Origin of the sequence: Acinetobacter sp. SFA (assembly GCF_001647535.1) — a bacterium.
Lineage (GTDB): Bacteria > Pseudomonadota > Gammaproteobacteria > Pseudomonadales > Moraxellaceae > Acinetobacter > Acinetobacter pecorum.
The window spans coordinates 45,880-63,650 of record NZ_LSZI01000022.1; the positions used below are offsets into that span (position 1 = coordinate 45,880).

The window sequence follows — 17,771 nt, forward strand, 5'->3', positions numbered from 1 at the left end:
TTGGGACGACCCGAAGGTTTTAATCGCTGTGTTGGACGACCAACATTAGAGGTGATTGTCATGCAAGCGCAATATGTACTCCCACTGGTTGATATTTCAAAATTACAAAGTCCGGATTTAGCCGATCGTATTGAAGTTGCTCATGCTCTGGATCATGCCTGTAAAGAAGTCGGATTTCTTTATCTGCAAGGTAGCCAGTTTAATTTTGATTACGCCAAAGCTCTGATTGAAATGGCCCAGTCCTATTTTTCTCAGGATCTGAGCACCAAAATGCAGCACTATATTGGTAAATCAAAAAACCATAGTGGCTATGTGCCGATTGGCGAAGAACAGTTTGCCGGCAACAGTTATGATTTAAAAGAAGCCTATGATGTCAATTATGATTATCAGGGTACACAAAAAAAATGTCCTTTACTTGGCCCTACCTTATGGCCAGACCATCCGGATTTCAAGTCTATTGTCAGCCAATACTACAGCCATCTGCGTGAGATCAGCCGGCAGGTTTTTTCTGCCTTTGCACTGGCATTGGGCGTTCGTGAGGACTTTTTTGAAAGCAAAATTACTGATGCACCAAGTCAGCTACGCTTGATTCATTATCCCTATAATCCGGAAGTGCAAGATGCCGAAGGCATTGGCGCACATACCGATTACGAATGCTTTACCCTGCTGTTACCCACCGCACCCGGCTTACAGGTTTTGAATAAAGCAGGCGAATGGATCGACATTCCACTGATTGAAAACACACTGGTGATGAATATCGGTGACATGATGGAAATTCTGTCAAATGGTAAATATCTCGCCACCAAGCACCGCGTGAAAAAGGTCTCGGAAGAACGTTATTCGTTCCCGCTATTTTGCGCCTGCAATTATGACACCGTGATTGAACCGGTTATTCCCACTGAAAATTCCAAATATTCTGCCCTGATCGGGGGTGAGCATCTGTTTAATCAGACCGCCCAGACCTTTCAATATTTAAAACAGCGCGTTGCTAGCGGTGAACTGATCTTAAAAAATGCTGTACCACTTTCCTCTTTTGGACTTGAAGAACAGGCGGAGACAGCATCATGAATCTGTTTGAAGTAATTAAAAGCTTAAAGCCTGTGACTTTTCAGCCAGAGATTATTCCAGGCTTTTTATATGGGGCATTTCGGCGTAAAAGCATCAGTTTTTATAATGGCCTGACCGATGAAAACACCATTGTGTACTGGTTTCAGTCGCGCAGTTTTACCATTGATCTTCGTCTAAAAAGCCAGACAGGAACTGCTGTTCAGGAGCGCCAAGGCTGGATTGGCAATACACTTTGGGATAACGCCAGCCAACTCTTGTCCTGGGAAGTGAAAGACTACGCCAATTACCAGAATCATGTGCAGTGGCCGGAACCAGCCAGGTTGCATGCAATTGGCAACTGCATTCTGGAATTTTCTCCAAGTAATGTCTATGTCGAAGACTGGCGCCAGCAGGTGCAATACGGTTTATTTTTAGGCATGCGTCTTCAGTCTGCACTTGATGTTCAATCTGGTCAAACACTGGAAATGGATGGTGGCCTGATTATTTGTGCTGATCATATTGCCTATGCGCTGACGCGTTTGCCTGAAGTGCAAAGTGCAGTAGCTCAAATGGACTTGAAAGCTGTTGATCCGACCGTGTTTGCCTTGTTGGAAAGTTTTGAGGTTTCTATCGGGACTGATGGTCAAGCTAAAACTTACAGCACCCGCAGCAGTGAGACAGGCAAAGCCTTTAACCTGGAAAATTTTGAAGTTCTCAATGAAAGCAGTCTGGTTCAGCATGTCATTTTAGATGATCGTCAAATCGACCTGATTTTTGAGCTGGATATATACCAGCCGGATTACCAATTTCAATATGCCACCCCCACGACTACACAAGCTGAAAGCTGGCTGAAGTCAGAACAGGATCACCTGATGCAGCATGCAGCACGGGTGTTATAGGGAGAAATATGTCTTTTTTATATCTTTCGATTGCCATTATTGCAGAAGTCATTGCCACTTCTGCATTGAAAGCTTCCAATGGTTTTAGCGTGCTCTGGCCTTCACTTGCCACAATTGCCGGTTATGCCGTTGCCCTGTTTTTCCTGTCACTGACCATGAAAACCATTCCGATGGGCATTGCCTATGCAATCTGGTCTGGTGCCGGCATTATCCTGATTTCAACGGTTGGCCTCTTGGTGTTTAAACAGCAACTGGATCTTCCCGCGCTGATCGGACTGGCGTTTATGATCATTGGCATTATTTTTATCAATGTCTTTTCCAAAAGTACGCAGCTTTAATTTTTTAATATTCATCTGATAGTAAAAAATCCCCAGACCGGGGATTTTTTATGCACGAGATCAGGCTTTATTGCAGCTCTTGTACTAGCGTTGGAACAATCACGCCGTCCACGTTCATTTCAGTCGTATAAATGCCGTTGGCCACATTGAACTTGTTCACATGATAGCTGGAACCATAGATCGAGTCGAAACCATCACCTTTGGTAAAGACTTTCTTGTTGGCGGCCAGATCCAGTAAATGTGTGCCATCAATGAACTGCATATAGGTTTTCGCATCGACACCGACACGTTTGGACATGATCTGTGCAGCATCTTCACGAGTCGCCGGGTCATTGATGTATTTGACAGTTTTATCCCAAACCTGAATCACCTTTTTCCATTGCTCTTTATTGGCTTCTAGATGGGCAGGATTCACGGTCAAGGTATCGTAAATTAATCCCGGCTTGTCTTTAGAAGTAAAAATAATCTTGGAACCGGCCACTGCAGATAGAGCCTGATTTGCCACTGGCTGCCATACCGCAATCGCATCAATATCGGGAGTGGCAAAAACCTGTGGCAATTCATTGGTCATGGTATTGACCAGTTTGACCTCATTCAGTTTAACCTTGGCATCATCCAGTGCAGTGGACAGCAATAAGTGATCGACCAGACCTTTTTCAGTTGCAACCGTTTTACCGCGCAGATCCTGAATCGAATTAATGCCATTCTTGGCAATAATTACGTCATTTCCAGCTGAATAATCGGTCGCCATGATCATCACACCCTTGGTACCGCCGGAGCCAGTGACCAGATTATCACCATTGGTGACCAGTACGGCGTCCAGCTGATTCGCTGCGAATGCAGAGAGTGAAGCAGAATAGTCGAACCATTTAAAATCGGCATTAACTCCGGCATCTTCCAGCCAGCCTTTTTCAATCGCCACTTGCCAGGCCACAAATCCCGGCCAGTCACTATAACCAATCCGGATGGGCTGAGTATTCACACTCCCTGCTGCCTTGGCATTTGGTTCAGGTACTTTAGCGGTATTGTCACAGCCACTAGAAAGGATTGCAGACAGTACGGAAACGGACATCAGTGCTTTTTTGATCATTTTGCGACTTCCCCTATGCATTCACATTTAAATTTGGTATTTGAAAGTTGTTTAGATTTCATAAATTCGCGCCAGCCACCGAAATGACTGATATCTGTAGCATCTTCAAGTGCATAGCCTTCACAGATAAAGCCTTTGACCCATGTGCCATCAATCAGCTGGACATTACCGATCCCCAAAGGTGCCGGAACTTCTGCAACAATGTCCCCGAACAGTGCACGCGGAATGTCCCAGACTTCGACTTCAATTGAACAACCTTTCGCGTTGTATTGCAGGCCAGGTTTTGGCGGTGTGGTATTTTTTAAAGCGTAGAGTTTGTAATGCGAAGCAGTCCGGGTCTGCTTGATCAGGGTGCCGCCACGTGTGGTCAGCTGAAAATTCAGCGGCATTCCGGTCAGATGTGCACCGACGACAGCCAGTTTGACGCTGTGACTCGATGAGATTTCAGTTGTTTTTTCATACAGGCGTTCAGATGTGCCTAACTTTAACTGGCTTGCCTGCTGCCATTTTTGCCCGAACTTGGCCAGTGCTTCATCCATCCAGGCCGGCGCAATAAAGGTCACACCCGTTGGAAGACCATCAGCACGAATGCTATTTGGTAGCGCCAAAGCCGAAAGATCGGCAAAATTGACAAAATTGGTATAAGCGCCCATGTGGCTGTTTTTTACCAGAGGATCGGCTTCTACTTCTGCAATGCGATAAATGGTGGGTGCAGTAGGCACCATCAAGGCATCATAATCTGCCAGTGTATTTTGAATAACACGGCTCAGGTGGGCACGTTCATATTCATCCTGCATGACATCGACCGCATTGAACCGGTCTGCCTGCGCAATAATCTGGCCAATTACCGGATGGGTCTGCTCGCGTTGCACCATTTTTTCCACGGCACTGGTACGTTCAGCCACCCAAGAGCGGTTATACAAGGCCGCTGCCAGTTGTTGAAATGGAGCAAAATCAATCGGCTCAACCATATAACCCAAGCTTTGTACACGTGCGATCGCTAGATTAAACGCTTTTTCAGTTTCAGCATCGCCATAAAATTCGAGTGTATCCGGAATGGCAATTTTCCCTTTTGAAAATTGGCTCGGTTCATTCTGAGGATGCATTCTGGAATAATCATCGCTGGCATCATAGCCTTGCATGACTTGCGCCACCTGCCAGGCATCATCCACCGTTAAGGCAAAAATCGAAATCACATCGATGGTACGACAAGCCGGAATCAGGCCTGTAGTCGAGAACCAGCCTTTGGTTGGTTTGAGTCCGACAATGTTATTATGCCCTGCCGGTACACGTCCTGAACCTGCAGTATCTGTACCCAGTGAAAATGGCACTAATCCGTTTGCGACGACTACACTGGAACCCGAACTCGAGCCGCCACTGATATATTCAGGATTAAAGCTGTTCTTTACCGCGCCGTATGGGGAGCGCACACCAACCAGACCCGTCGCAAACTGATCCAGATTGGTTTTACCCACGACAATCGCGCCGGCAGCTTTTAATTTGGCTACTGCGGTTGCATCGGAAGTTGCCAGATAAGCTACCTCTTTACATGCTGCTGTGGTATAGAACCCTGCAACATCAATATTGTCCTTGACTGCAAATGGCACCCCATAAAGTGGCAAGCTTGCACTATCTGCACCAGTCAATGCATCAATTTGTGCCTGTAATTGTGCTGCTGTTGCAATTGAAATCCAGGCATGATCGTCATTATTCAATCCGGCAACATACTCAATCAGGTCACTAAGCTGGATATTGTTATTCTGGTAGGCGTGTTGCCAGTCCTGTACAGTCCATAAGTTGTGCACAGCTGTTCTCCTTAAGTGTGTTCGGTATTTTGTGGAATAGGCGGCATGACGGCATCCATCAGTTCGAGATGCCCTTTAATCACGCCTTTCAGTGCAATAAATTGTTCGCTAATTTCTTTCAGATCACTGCTCGCGCCCTGCATCAGCATGACTTGCAGGATTTTTTCATCATCCAGCTGGATATGAAGTGAGTTGATCACTTGTGCCAGATACTGCTGCTGCAGATCGACCAGCTGACTGCGTAGCGGTTTCAGGCTGACGTCATAGAGCAAGGTGAGTGTGCCGACCATAACTTCATCGCGAATCACCAGATCATCAATCAAGTGGCGGTTAATCATGTCGACAATGGCCTGCGAGCGGCTTTCATAGTGCTGCTCGACAATTTTTTGATCCATTGCCTGTAAGGTTGTTTCTGGCACGGTAATACTGATCCGTGCCAATTTTTGTTTAGGCACGATGTTGATCCTTGGGTTGATATTGGGAAGACTGTTTAATGTGAAAGCCTGCGCGTACGCTGAGCAGCTCAACCAAAAAGTGAAGCCATGGATGCATTTTTTTATTTGATGTCGGATTGTTCATGTGCATCTCCTGTAAATATTACAAAACCAAAATTTCGTATTACTTAGGAAAATGCAGAAAACGTGCCAATTTTTAGTTATTTGGATAAGGTGAATAAACTTACATAAAAGGGCAAAAAAAAGCCCCATAACAGTGAGATGGGGCTTGTTCTAAAGCAAAAGTAAGTTTTGTATTTCACCGGTTTATTCCATTTTGATTGCTCATGTCCTTGCTATTCTTTTTATACATGAATGGTTAACCGATGTTTGTGCTTATGAGTGATCAAGTGTATTGCTCTCCTCTATTTATGTTGTATATAAATAAATGCATTAAGCGTGCCACAATATAAAATAGAATAGATTTAAGCAGAATACTTTTAAAATCGATCACATACATATATAAACCAGAATAAGGATGATTTAATTTTATTAAGTGCGGCTAAAAAATAGCCCATTTTGCACCATTGGGGTTCGAGAGTGCATCAAAGTGTGGCTGAAGGATGTTCAACAATGGCAAGTACTTCTAGGATGATTTTTACATCTTTTTATAAATGGTATCTCTACGGTCTACGTCGAGCACTAACACCACAATTTTTGAATCAATAACTTGATACACCAAACGATAGCCTGCTGACTTGAGTTTTACTTTATATAGAGCGGATGAGCCACTTAGTTTACTTTTTTAACTTTAGAAATATTTCACCTTAATACAACCCTATATTTCAATATGCTAATATTAGCTATATCTATCAATTAATTAGAAAATACTATGGCAGAAAATTTTAGTTATAAACGTTTAGAGGTCATTTCTGTTTTATACAAGTCTTGGGATGAAATTGATACAAAACTTAGGTTAAAAGGTGGATCGATTGATCGCTATAGTTTTTGCTTTATTTATGCTCAAAAACCGCCTAAGACTAAAGGTATTTCCAATAGTATTTACACATTCCCTATGTTTAATTGTGGGTATTTTATTTATACGCCTAAAAATATTTGGTTATTTTATAGTCGATCCAACATTTCCTCTAGATCGAATATGTATGAAAAAGCTATATCACTGAAAATTAAATTTTTAACAAAATTGAAAGAGGTTATAGCAAATTTTCATAATAATGAAACCGCAAATATATTTGAAAAAGATACGAATAAAATCCTGAAAACACCATTTAAATCAACGGAAATTCTTATTTATACCATTCCAGCAATATCAACAATATCTGCGATACTAGAAGGAACTTTAAGGGAAATATTAGCGAAATATTTTCAAAATGAAATTAACTACTATGTTGACCAAGGTATTAAAGAAGGAAGATCTAAACACAATAATTATCAGAAGATGCTTGTTGCAAAACAATGGAATATAGAATCTGTTAGTTCATTTAAAAAACTTTTAGATGAGTATTCCATTATATTTGAACTCAGCATTTCCTCATTGATGGATAAAGAAATTATAAACATAATTAATTCTTTATTCACACTCAGAAACATTTTTGCCCATGGAACAAGTATTGTAACTACGAATCGGCCTGTAATAGACGATGATTATTTCAAGAATTGGAATCAAAGAGTTAATGATTTACAGAAAGTTTTAAAAAAATATTTTGGTTCAGACGATTTTTATTTGAATATATCAGATATTCGAATTAGTAGTTTCTATATGGGATACACAAGAATATTTCTACTCAAAATAATTGATTTTGTTGCTAATTATGATAATTCAGGTCAAAAAACGATCAGTAACATTAATTTTATTAATACTTTAAAATCTGAAAGATATCTTAACTACAAATATGATGAATACTTTTTAAAGATGTTTTGATGTAGCTAAGAGCATCCAAGCTTTTTACTTAGTTAAAAGCTTGGATGTCTAAGAGGTTAAATCATGCCACTGGCGCCAACGTAAACAACACCTGCCCCGTTTTCACCGTTTGCCCTTTTTCAATCGTAATCGCATCGACACGCATACGCTCAGGCGCAATAATTGGAATCTCAATCTTCATCGCTTCAATCACAGCTAAAGTTGCACCTTCTTCCACAATATCCCCCGACTGACATTCAATTTTCCAAATTGAACCCGGCATATGCGATTCCACCGCACAGCCACCTTCAGGCACTTCTACACCTTCACCATCATCCACCGCATCTAGGCTTTCAGACACATATTCTGCAAGCCCTGCTTCATGCCAACGTTTACGTTCAGCATCAAAGTTGGCTTGTTGCACCGCTTTAAATGCAGAAATGGATGCTTGGTTTTCAGTTAAGAAATCATTGTATTCTTTGAGGTTGAGTACACCTTCTTCAATACGCAGTTTTAAACGCCCTGCTTTAAAGTCCTCACGCATTTGCATGAGTTCAGCTTCAGACACTTCATAAAACTTAATCTGGTCAAAGAAACGCAATAACCACGGCATACCTTGTTCAAAGTCTGGGTTTTTACGGTAGCGTGACCACATTTGCGAGGTACGACCGACAAACTGATAACCGCCCGGACCTTCCATACCGTATACGCACATATACGCACCGCCAATACCGACAGCATTTTCAGGTGTCCACGTACGCGCAGGGTTATATTTGGTGGTGACTAAACGCTGACGCGGATCAAGTGGCGTTGCCACAGGCGCACCCAAATACACATCGCCCAAGCCCATGACCAAATAACTCGCGTTATAAACCACGTCTTTCACGGCTTGTTTGTCTTTTAAACCATTAATACGACGGATAAATTCGATATTGTCCGGACACCACGGTGCATCAGGGCGCACGGTTTGCATATAACGTTCGGTTGCAAGTTGGGTCTGTGAATCTTCCCACGCAAGCGGTAAATACACAGTACGTGATGGCACTTGCATCTCGGTGACATCAGGCAGTTGCTCTTCAGCGACTTGAAGCATACGCAGTAACTCAATCTGATCGAGCTGAGTCGAATCAAAATGAATTTGTAGCGAACGAATACCCGGTGTCAGGTCAATAATGCCTTGAATGTGTTGATCTTTCACCCATTGCATCAGTGCATGAATACGGAAACGCAAGTTTAAATCTAAAACCAGTTCGCCATATTCCACCAACATATAGTTGTTTCCGGCAGGACGATACACCACATCAGGCGTGCCATTTTGACCTTTTAAGGTATCTAAAATGGCAGATTTCAACGTGCTGATTTCAGGATAGAACGATTCATCAAAAGTGACAGCTTGCGTATCTTGAGCATTTAATTGCGCATGATATTTTTCATTCAGCAATTTCGCTTGATGGTAACTCACAGGCACAAATTTGACTTTATCGCCTGCTTTGAGTTGACCGAGTTTCCACAGCTCAGAATTGATCACTACCGCAGGACACACGAAACCACCGAGGCTTGGACCATCTGGACCGAGAATAATTGGCATATCACCGGTGAAATCAATCGCACCAATCGCATAGGCATTGTCATGAATATTGGATGGATGCAGACCTGCTTCACCACCGTCCTGACGAGCCCATTCAGGTTTTGGTCCAATCAAACGGATACCGGTACGGCTTGAGTTAAAGTGAATTTCAAACTCGTTGGCAAAGAAGGTATCAATGTCGTTTTTGGTAAAGAAATCCGGCGCACCATGTGGACCATACATCACCGCAATTTCCCAAGAGTTTGAGAATGCAGGGATTTGATCTTCTATTAATGCTTTGACGTCATCGGATGTAAATGCCGTGATTGGAAGCATATCTCCAATCAGTAAATTACGCCCTGCATGACCGCCAAACTGACCCAAGGTAAAAGTCGCTTGTGAGCCTAAATATTCAGGCACATTCAGACCACCTTTAATCCCGATATAAGTACGGCAACCTGTGGCGATCTTGCCACATTTCAGCATCTGACCTTTACGCACATTCACAGTTTGCCACATCGGGACAGACACACCATCCAAAGTCGATGGCATATCGCCACCTGCTAATACAATTTGGCTATCGCAATGGAATTTTAAGCTTGGACCTTGCAAAGTACATTCAAGCCCTGCGGTATTGGGTGCATTGCCTAACAATTGGTTCGCGACATTTAAAGACAGCGGATCAATCGCACCTGATGGTGGCACACCAACATCCCAATAGCCCAAACGACCTGTGACATCTTGCACGGCAGTTTGAATGCCCGCTTGTAAGACTTCAATTTTTTGGGTTTTCCATTCAAAGGTATTTAAAAAGCGCGTGGTCTGTGTACCGGCTTTAAATACATCGCAGTCGATAATGTTTTGTAGATATTCAAGGTTGGTTTCAATGCCTGCCACTTGGGTTTTAGCCAGTGTATCGGTCATGGCTTGAATCGCAGACTCACGATCATCCGCAGTCACAATGATTTTGGCAATCATCGGATCATAGAAAGATGAAACGTTTGAACCAGTCTCTACCCAAGTTTCATTACGCGCATTGTCATCAAATTCTACGTGAGTTAATAACCCTGCACTTGGTTGGAAGTTTTTGATTGGGTCTTCAGCATAGAGACGCACCTGAATCGAATGCCCTTTGGATTCAAGTTTTGATGTCGGTGCAACCCAATCACCACTTCCTAAAGTCACCATCCATTCAACCAAGTCCACACCAAAGACTTGCTCGGTGACACCATGTTCCACTTGTAGACGGGTATTCACTTCCAAGAAATAGAATTCTTGCGTGTCGGTATCCATCACAAATTCCACGGTACCTGCCGAGCGGTAATTCACCGATTGCATCAATTGAATTGCGACATTTTGAATATAGGCACGTTGCGTATCGTTTAAGTGTGGCGCAGGCGTTTCCTCAATCACTTTCTGGTTACGACGTTGCACCGAACAATCACGCTCACCGAGTGCTAGGATTAAGCCATTGCCATCACCAAAAATTTGCACTTCGATATGACGGGCATTTTGTACGAATTTTTCGAGGTATAAACCTGCATCTTTAAAGTTGGCTTGCGCTAAATACGACACGGTTGCGTAGGCATCTTTCAGCTCTTCCGCATTCCAGACCAAGCGCATGCCGATGCCACCACCACCTGCTGTACTTTTCAGCATCACAGGATAGCCAATACGTTCCGCTTCAAGCAGTGCTTCAGCTTCATCAGCCAATAACTGACTACCCGGAAGTAACGGTACATTGGCTTGAATTGCAAGCTCACGTGCCGTGTGTTTTAAACCAAAGGCTTTCATCTGTTCCGCATTTGGTCCTAAGAACACAATGCCTTGTGCTTCACACAGATTACAGAATTCTGCATTTTCAGAGAGGAATCCATAACCCGGATGAATCGCTTGCGCACCGGTTTGTTTAGCAACTTCTAAAATTTTATCGACATTGAGATAGCTTTGGCTAGCAGGTGCATCACCAATAAAGACCGCTTCATCGGCTAAAGTGACATGCAATGAATCACGATCCGCTTCTGAATAGACAGCAACCGATTGAATGCCTAATTTTTTAAGGGTACGAATGACACGACATGCAATTGCACCACGGTTGGCGATGAGTACTTTATTAAACATGGCTTACTCCTCGCCTTCGCGGACAATCAGTTGAATTTTAGTTGGGTTATAGGCATTGCATGGGTTATTCAATTGTGGGCAGTTCGAGATCAGCACAATTAAATCCATCTCGGCTTTGATTTCCACATATTTACCCGGTGCAGAAATACCATCATCAAATTTTAGGTGACCGTCCGAAGTTACAGGCACATTCATAAAGAAGTTAATGTTTGGACCAATATGGCGCACGTTTAAGCCATGCTTTTTAGCAATTGGATGCTGTGACAGTGCAATCATGAAATTGTTACGGCAACTGTGCATTGGGTATTTGTCATGGGCATAACGTACGGTATTACTTTCACATGAACATGCACCGCCTAAAGTGTCATGGCGACCGCAATTGTCATCATTAATGGTGGCGATTTTATTGCCAAAGTTAGTATATAAAGTTGTGCCTTTTTCGAGATAAATTTGACGGTTCATCGCCAAAGTATCGGTTGCGCTATAACGCTCTTCAGGGTTATGTGCGGAAATAAATAAGGTATCCACCGCCTGATTGCCTTCTAGATCCACGATGCGGAAATACTGGCCTTTTTTGACTTCGCACATCCACGCTTCACCGGCAGGACAAACTTCGCTGAGTACTGATTTTTCTAGGTTTACTAATGCAGTCATGATTATTCCCCTTAAGCAGTTAAAGCGTAGTAGCGGTTATTATTTTGGAACGCACGCTGATTTTGCGGGCATGAATCACGGCAGACATCGGTGTCGCCTAAAGGAAGTGCTTTAAACAGTGAGAGTTGAATATCAGCGGGTACATATTCAGATGAGTTATCTAAGGCATGCGGTGCGCTAGATAAAAACACCAAACAATCCATTTCAAAGCGCAGTTCAATCACTTGATCGGTATTGTCAGACTTCACATAAGACAAGTTGCCGTTGTCATCCGGTTGAACTTTTGAGAAGAGGTTTAAAGTATTGCTTAAGTCCGTAGCCGATAAACCAAACTTGGTCATCTCTAAAAGCAGACTGTCTTTGCCATTGCGGTACATATCGTTACGGGCATCCTGGAAGGTCTTCGTGCCAAACTGTGCTTCAATTTGCGGTGCGGTACTTGGTGCACAAAAAGCATCATTCCAACCGTGGTCATCTTTGACAATTGACACCATCGCACGACCCAAATCTGACGCCAAAATGTGCCCTGTACTTAAAAATGCGCTGTGTTGACCTTTAAGGCTGTCTGGCATGTTATAGGCTTCAAGCTTGTCTTCACTATTCACACAAAACAGTGAAACATTGGTATTTGCGCCCAAGGATTTGAGTTGTAAAACTGCGCCACGTTGAATGCGCGCTGACCAGTGATGGCCACCCGGTAAAAGTTCAGTCCAAAGTGCGGAATCTTCGTGATAAGTAGTTGTGCTCATAACAGCCTCTGCATCTAACTTGTACGGTTTACCTCCCGGGCTTTTATCCCTCCGTGTAGCTTTGGTTTTAACAAACCTAGCCGTGAACTCTCGGTCGCAGACGCAGTCTTAAAAAAATAACTGCCGGAACCCTAGATCACTTTGTCTATGACAGAGTTAATGCAAAGGCTGTGCCAAATCAGTAATACTATTTTCCCGTTTGGTAATACTTTTTTGAGCTGGAACTGATCAATTCAGGTGCAAGGCTCTGAAAAAGGCATCAAGATGTACCAAAATAAAAAATTCCCGGCTTGAACCAGGAATTTTAAAATCTAGAGATGAAGATTAAATCAAGCCTTCCATGTTGCAAGCTTATTTACTTAAAATCTCATGCAGCATATTACGTAGCCATTGATGGCTGGTTTTATGATGACAGGACATATGCCAATACTGCTTTACGGAATAGGTCGGGAAAGCAATCGGTGCCTCAAAAATCTTGAGATTGCCGCGTGATAATAAAACTTCACTCAAATAATAAGGCACGGTCGCAATCGCATCGGTTTCCTGTACCACCAGTCCTACCCCCAGATAACTTGGCAGACGCATTAGAATGTCACGCTTAAGTTCCAGATTCAGCAATTCATTTTCAATATGGTAATGCCCCATCCCGGCATCAATATCGATATGGGTTTCACGTAAATACTCTTCGGTCGTGATGCTGTCACCGGTCAGGCGCGGATGGTCTTTCGCTGCGATCACTACATAATATTGCTCAAACAGTTTCTGCTGATAAAAGCCATTCTCCAGATTTGGCAAGAAGCCCAAAGCCAGATCAATCTCACCATTGGCCATCTGATAACTGGTTTCCGAGGTAATCGGACGCACATTAAGACGGATATGGGATGCATGCTGCTTCAGATACTGGGAAATTTTTGGCAATAACACCAGATGCGATACATCGGTCATCGCTAGTGTAAAGCGCTGCTGTGAAGTGACCTGATCAAAATTGATCGTAAAATTATTGATTGCTTCAACTTTGCTCAGTGCTTCGCTGACCAAGGGAAAGAGCTGTTTGGACAGATCCGTAGGTAGCATCTCATTGCCAATACGTAAAAATAAAGGATCACCATAATGCTGGCGAATTTTATTCAGCAGATTGCTCACCGCTGGCTGGCTCATATCTAAATGATCGGCTGCCTGAGATACGTTTTTAAATTTATAGACATAATAAAAAATACTGAGCAATTTACAGTCAAGTTCAAACACAGAAATACATTTCCTTTAACTTTCTCATCATTCGGACAGGTCTTTCATCCGCATAAGTCTATTGAGGGTCAGATTAAAATATAACACTTCGCAACTATTTTCAGGATTAAACTCGCTGTAATTTTCCGTAAATAAATACTTTTGCCAGATGAATAAATCCATTAAAAAGTACCTTAGCGTAAAATTTCCAGCCCGGTTTGCTCAGGTCAGTTAAACATTTAAATCGTATGCGATATACTCAGCCACACCCAATAAATGATAAAAATACAGAGAAATCTTATATGTTTCAGGATAAAAAGCTGGTCTGTTTTGATCTGGATGGTACGTTGATTGATTCTGTAGGCATCTGGAATCAGGTCGATGCAGCCCTGATTGATGAGCTCTCCAACAGAAAAGTCGATTTACATGAGATTCAGCAACAACGCGATCTTCAACTTACCGCCATGAGACATAGGTCAGATCCTTATCTGGAATATTGTGGATTTTTAAAAGAACAATACGGTTTTGAACCAGCTAAAGAAGAAGTAAAAAATCGTCGTTATACAATTTCCCGACATTTTCTGGATGATATCGTCGAGTTAAAACCTCGGGCCGACCTCCTGATTCAGGCTTTAAAACAGCAACAGATATCTCTGGCTCTGACCACCACCACCAGTTTATTCAATGTACAGCGCTATCAGGATAACAATCAAAATATTAATTCTAAAATCAGCTTTGATGAGGATTTTGCCTTGATTCTCACCCGTGAAAATGTCCAGAATATTAAACCTCATCCCGAGGTTTACCTGAATGTTTTGCAAGCCTTTAACCTTCGACCAGAGGAATGTCTAATTATTGAAGACTCTTTAGTCGGTGTAGAAGCAGCAAATCATGCGGACATCGAGGTGGTGGCAATTTATGATCAGCACTCCGCTCATGAAATAGATTTGATCAAAGCCAAAGCGAATTATTTTGTCGAAGATTTTGCTGAATTATTAAGTTTCCTCCCATAAAGCATTCCTAAAAAAAGATGTCATGCTTTATCCTTGCACATGACATCTTTGATTTTATCTTGTGCGTAAAATTCTCGCTGACTATTTGGCTTTTTTGTAGACTGAACCTGAACCGACCAGATTTCCGGTTTTCTCATCGATTGCGAAATCGACCATACCTGCACCTGCGTTCAACTGAAGCAGGCCATTTTCGCTCACTGCTGCGGGCATTGGATTCTTTTTCTCGGTTTTACCGGTTTCCTTATCTTTAATAGTATTGGTTATCAGATAATTTTTACCATTTTTGGAAATAACCAGAATATTTTCAAGTTTTGGATTTTCCATGGTGTTTTTCCAGTTGCCCTGATAATCTGGTGCTGGCGTTTCAGGGGTATTACAAGCTGTTAGAAGCACTAATAATGGGATTGCTGAAAAATATTTAAGATATTGCAAAATTGAAACCTTGGATGATAGAACGCGGCCATTATAAAAAGAAGGGACTGTGCCTAAACCATCAACTTGTAGGTGAAGCGTTTCGACCGTAATGAGTTTGTCTAACCTTCGTCATTTTTTTGAAAATGATCTTCATATTCCATTCATGAACTGGGGTGATAAAAAAATCCTCAATAAACCATCCAAATCTATTGAGGAGTACCAAACTGGATAACTGAGAAACTTGAAATAATTAACTCACCAGCTTCGCCTTAAAGTAACTGAACACTGATTTTACTGCGTGAGTTTTTCCGGTAATTTGCTGATTCCATTCATTTGGCAAAGAACATTTTGCCAGTCTTACCCATACGGTAGAAAACTGTTTCATAAAGCTGGCTTCGTTGTAGTGAATACCATATTCTGCACAGAGTGCTTTGACCTTTGGAGCAACCTCAACATAACGGTTGGCCGGCATATCCGGGAACAGATGATGCTCAATCTGATGGCTCAAATTACCACTCAGTATATGCAACCATTGGGTACCGCTAAAATTGCTCGAACCACGAATCTGACGGACATACCATTCTGCACGGGTTTCCTTATCGGTATTGTCCATTTCAAAGGTTTCGGCATCTTCAGTGAAATGTCCGTTAAAAATAACAGCAGAAGCCCACAGGCTACGGATCACATTGGCAACGGCATTACCGGTAAATACTGGAATGGCATTTGGGCCAGCAATCAGCGGGAAAAATACATAATCTTTTAACACCTGACGGCGCATTTTTTTGCGTAAAGGAGCTGCTTCTTCCCAGACTTCTTTCCAGGTTTTGGTTTTATAGGCAATCACGTCTTCCAGATGCAGGCGTTGCAGGCCAACATACCATTCGAAAAACACCATTAACTGAATGCCCAGTGGAATATTGAACAGAAAGCGTGGTTCCCACTTTTGCGATTCACTGACCCGAATCAAGCCATAACCCACATCATGATCCATCCCCACAATATTGGTATAGGTATGATGAATATAGTTATGCGTATATTTCCAGTCATCGCCGGTTGAAATCGTATCCCAGTCATACGTCACACCATTCAGACTCGGATCATTCATCCAGTCAAACTGGCCATGCATGACATTGTGGCCGAGTTCCATATTTTCCACGATTTTGGAAAGACCGAGCAGACCTGTCCCAGCCAGCCATACCGGTGGTAACCAGCCAGCAAACATCAGCATGCCACGTGAGGCAATTTCACTATAGCGGACAAAGTTACGGATTTTATAAATATATTCGGCGTCTTTTTCCCCCAGATCATCCATGACCTCGCGGCGGATTGCATCGACTTTGGCACCAAATTCCTCAATCTGTTCAGGACTGAGAAATTGGCTTTTGCTATGTCGTTTAAAATCAATTTGCATATTCATGGGAGCACCTTCTTATAGTTTAATTAATGGCTTATCAATAGGTTATAGATTAATCACCACAGGACTCACTGCCTGGGAAATGCACAGTTTGATCTGGGTATTGTTGCCATGATCAACTTCACCGGTCAGGACGTTGCGTACCGAACCACTGACTTTGGTACAGGAACAGGTGTTGCAGATTCCCATCCGGCAGCCATATGCAGGACGCAGGCCTGATTTTTCAGCACTTTCCAGTAAAGTGGCCTGGGCCTGAAACTCTTGCTGCGATCTTAAAAACTGTACCGGCTGCGCCTTAATTTTCTCATCGACTGCAATCTGGAAATATTCTGAATGAAAATTGGCTTTCAAATCCAGTTTATCGATGATTCTCAGTGCAGCTTTCATCATCCCGGCAGAGCCACAGGCATAAATTTTTCGCTCTGCCAAATCTGGCACTAGCTTTTGTAATAAGCCTTGGGTTAGATGCTGCTGGTGTTCCAGCGTATTGAAATGGTGATATTTCAAGTTTTGATGCATTAAAGCCAAGGTTTTCAACTCCGCATGAAAAGCATCATCCCGAGTGAAATAAACCAGATCAATCTGTTCCAGAGAATGAATGACCGCTTTTTGTAGCAAGGAATAAATGGCCGTAATACCACTGCCTGAAGCCAGAAATAAAATCGGCTGGGTGGATTTTTGCAATGTGAACTCGCCTTGCGGCTGAGATATTTCGACCACTGCACCAATTTGCATCAGGCTTAAGGCACGTGAAACTTTCCCCTGCTGTTTTACTGCAATAATCAGATCGCCATTTTTTAATACCGTCACTACTGAATAATGTCGCTGATGACGTACACCATCGAGCCTGATGGTCACTGCAATATTCTGGCCGGCCTGAAATGACTTGATGTTAAAATTATGATTCGGACGTAAATGAATCTTGAAAAAGTCAGGGCTGATAGCTTGAATACTCATAACAGCAGCTTTAACTTTTTTGATTGCCCAAGTTGGATGGATTTTTTCACCAATAAAATCAATGAAATCTTCCCGTATCCAATGCGGCTGATAGGTTGGCATACTTGTCATTTTTATCCCCTTA

Annotated in this window: 16 protein-coding genes, 1 pseudogene and 1 riboswitch; of the genes and pseudogenes, 5 read left to right on the top strand and 12 right to left on the bottom strand. The window is 42.6% G+C overall.

Annotated elements, in window-relative coordinates; genetic code table 11:
* Positions 1 to 60: 60 nt before the first annotated feature.
* From AY607_RS14185 to AY607_RS14195, 3 genes are read left to right on the top strand one after another with little or no spacing between them, the layout of a single operon-like run.
* On the top strand, positions 61 to 1,068 hold the full coding sequence (locus AY607_RS14185) for an isopenicillin N synthase family dioxygenase (protein WP_064102890.1): 1,008 nt from the start codon (positions 61 to 63) through the stop codon (positions 1,066 to 1,068).
* Entirely contained in the window at positions 1,065 to 1,946 is an 882-nt protein-coding gene (locus AY607_RS14190; protein WP_064102891.1) for a hypothetical protein, read from the top strand. Before AY607_RS14185 ends, AY607_RS14190 begins: the two co-directional genes overlap by 4 nt.
* An 8-nt stretch (positions 1,947 to 1,954) precedes the next feature.
* Positions 1,955 to 2,284, top strand: coding sequence for a DMT family transporter (locus AY607_RS14195; protein ID WP_004280373.1), 330 nt, complete (start codon positions 1,955 to 1,957; stop codon positions 2,282 to 2,284).
* A 67-nt stretch (positions 2,285 to 2,351) separates the two neighbouring features.
* Here the strand turns inward: AY607_RS14195 and AY607_RS14200 are convergent, their stop codons facing one another.
* From AY607_RS14200 to AY607_RS15260, 5 genes and pseudogenes are all read right to left on the bottom strand, one after another.
* Entirely contained in the window at positions 2,352 to 3,374 is a 1,023-nt protein-coding gene (locus tag AY607_RS14200; protein ID WP_064102892.1) for an ABC transporter substrate-binding protein, read from the bottom strand.
* Positions 3,371 to 5,179: an allophanate hydrolase gene (atzF, locus tag AY607_RS14205; protein WP_064102893.1), complete on the bottom strand. Its 1,809-nt coding sequence runs from the start codon at positions 5,177 to 5,179 to the stop codon at positions 3,371 to 3,373. The genes AY607_RS14200 and atzF overlap by 4 nt, the downstream gene beginning before the upstream one ends.
* Before the next feature lie 11 nt (positions 5,180 to 5,190).
* Positions 5,191 to 5,634 carry a CopG family ribbon-helix-helix protein gene (locus tag AY607_RS14210; RefSeq protein WP_004894906.1) on the bottom strand — a complete coding sequence of 148 codons (444 nt, stop codon included), beginning with the start codon at positions 5,632 to 5,634 and terminating at the stop codon, positions 5,191 to 5,193.
* Positions 5,627 to 5,758, bottom strand: a complete 132-nt coding sequence (locus AY607_RS15345; RefSeq protein WP_004647016.1) for a hypothetical protein — start codon at positions 5,756 to 5,758, stop codon at positions 5,627 to 5,629. The genes AY607_RS14210 and AY607_RS15345 overlap by 8 nt, the downstream gene beginning before the upstream one ends.
* A 513-nt stretch (positions 5,759 to 6,271) precedes the next feature.
* Positions 6,272 to 6,418 (bottom strand): annotated as a pseudogene (locus AY607_RS15260) (type II toxin-antitoxin system RelE family toxin); the annotation flags it as partial.
* Between the two features lie 87 nt (positions 6,419 to 6,505).
* Between AY607_RS15260 and AY607_RS14215 the strand changes: the two are divergent.
* On the top strand, positions 6,506 to 7,555 hold the full coding sequence (locus AY607_RS14215) for a hypothetical protein (protein ID WP_064102894.1): 1,050 nt from the start codon (positions 6,506 to 6,508) through the stop codon (positions 7,553 to 7,555).
* Positions 7,556 to 7,616: 61 nt separating this feature from the next.
* Here the strand turns inward: AY607_RS14215 and uca are convergent, their stop codons facing one another.
* From uca to AY607_RS14235, 4 genes are all read right to left on the bottom strand, one after another.
* Complete coding sequence (gene uca, locus AY607_RS14220; protein ID WP_064102895.1) at positions 7,617 to 11,222, bottom strand: urea carboxylase; 3,606 nt, start codon at positions 11,220 to 11,222, stop codon at positions 7,617 to 7,619.
* A 3-nt stretch (positions 11,223 to 11,225) separates the two neighbouring features.
* Positions 11,226 to 11,876: an urea amidolyase associated protein UAAP2 gene (locus tag AY607_RS14225; protein WP_044110873.1), complete on the bottom strand. Its 651-nt coding sequence runs from the start codon at positions 11,874 to 11,876 to the stop codon at positions 11,226 to 11,228.
* 11 nt (positions 11,877 to 11,887) lie between these two features.
* The gene (locus AY607_RS14230) at positions 11,888 to 12,625 is read right to left on the bottom strand and encodes an urea amidolyase associated protein UAAP1 (RefSeq protein ID WP_064102896.1); all 738 of its coding nucleotides are present in this window, start codon (positions 12,623 to 12,625) and stop codon (positions 11,888 to 11,890) included.
* A 30-nt stretch (positions 12,626 to 12,655) separates the two neighbouring features.
* Positions 12,656 to 12,771: riboswitch (guanidine-I (ykkC/yxkD leader) on the bottom strand.
* A gap of 205 nt (positions 12,772 to 12,976) precedes the next feature.
* Positions 12,977 to 13,870, bottom strand: coding sequence for a LysR family transcriptional regulator (locus tag AY607_RS14235; RefSeq protein ID WP_004647024.1), 894 nt, complete (start codon positions 13,868 to 13,870; stop codon positions 12,977 to 12,979).
* 281 nt (positions 13,871 to 14,151) lie between these two features.
* Between AY607_RS14235 and AY607_RS14240 the strand changes: the two genes are divergently transcribed.
* A complete protein-coding gene (locus tag AY607_RS14240; protein ID WP_064102897.1) occupies positions 14,152 to 14,862 on the top strand; it encodes an HAD family hydrolase in 711 nt (236 codons plus the stop codon).
* A gap of 81 nt (positions 14,863 to 14,943) precedes the next feature.
* Here the strand turns inward: AY607_RS14240 and AY607_RS14245 are convergent, their stop codons facing one another.
* From AY607_RS14245 to AY607_RS14255, 3 genes are all read right to left on the bottom strand, one after another.
* A complete protein-coding gene (locus tag AY607_RS14245; RefSeq protein WP_064096729.1) occupies positions 14,944 to 15,294 on the bottom strand; it encodes a hypothetical protein in 351 nt (116 codons plus the stop codon).
* 232 nt (positions 15,295 to 15,526) lie between these two features.
* Positions 15,527 to 16,693 (bottom strand): fatty acid desaturase family protein, encoded by a 1,167-nt coding sequence (locus tag AY607_RS14250; RefSeq protein WP_064102898.1) that lies wholly within the window; start codon positions 16,691 to 16,693, stop codon positions 15,527 to 15,529.
* 42 nt (positions 16,694 to 16,735) lie between these two features.
* Complete coding sequence (locus AY607_RS14255) at positions 16,736 to 17,758, bottom strand: flavin reductase family protein (RefSeq protein ID WP_064096727.1); 1,023 nt, start codon at positions 17,756 to 17,758, stop codon at positions 16,736 to 16,738.
* Between the last annotated feature and the right edge of the window lie 13 nt (positions 17,759 to 17,771).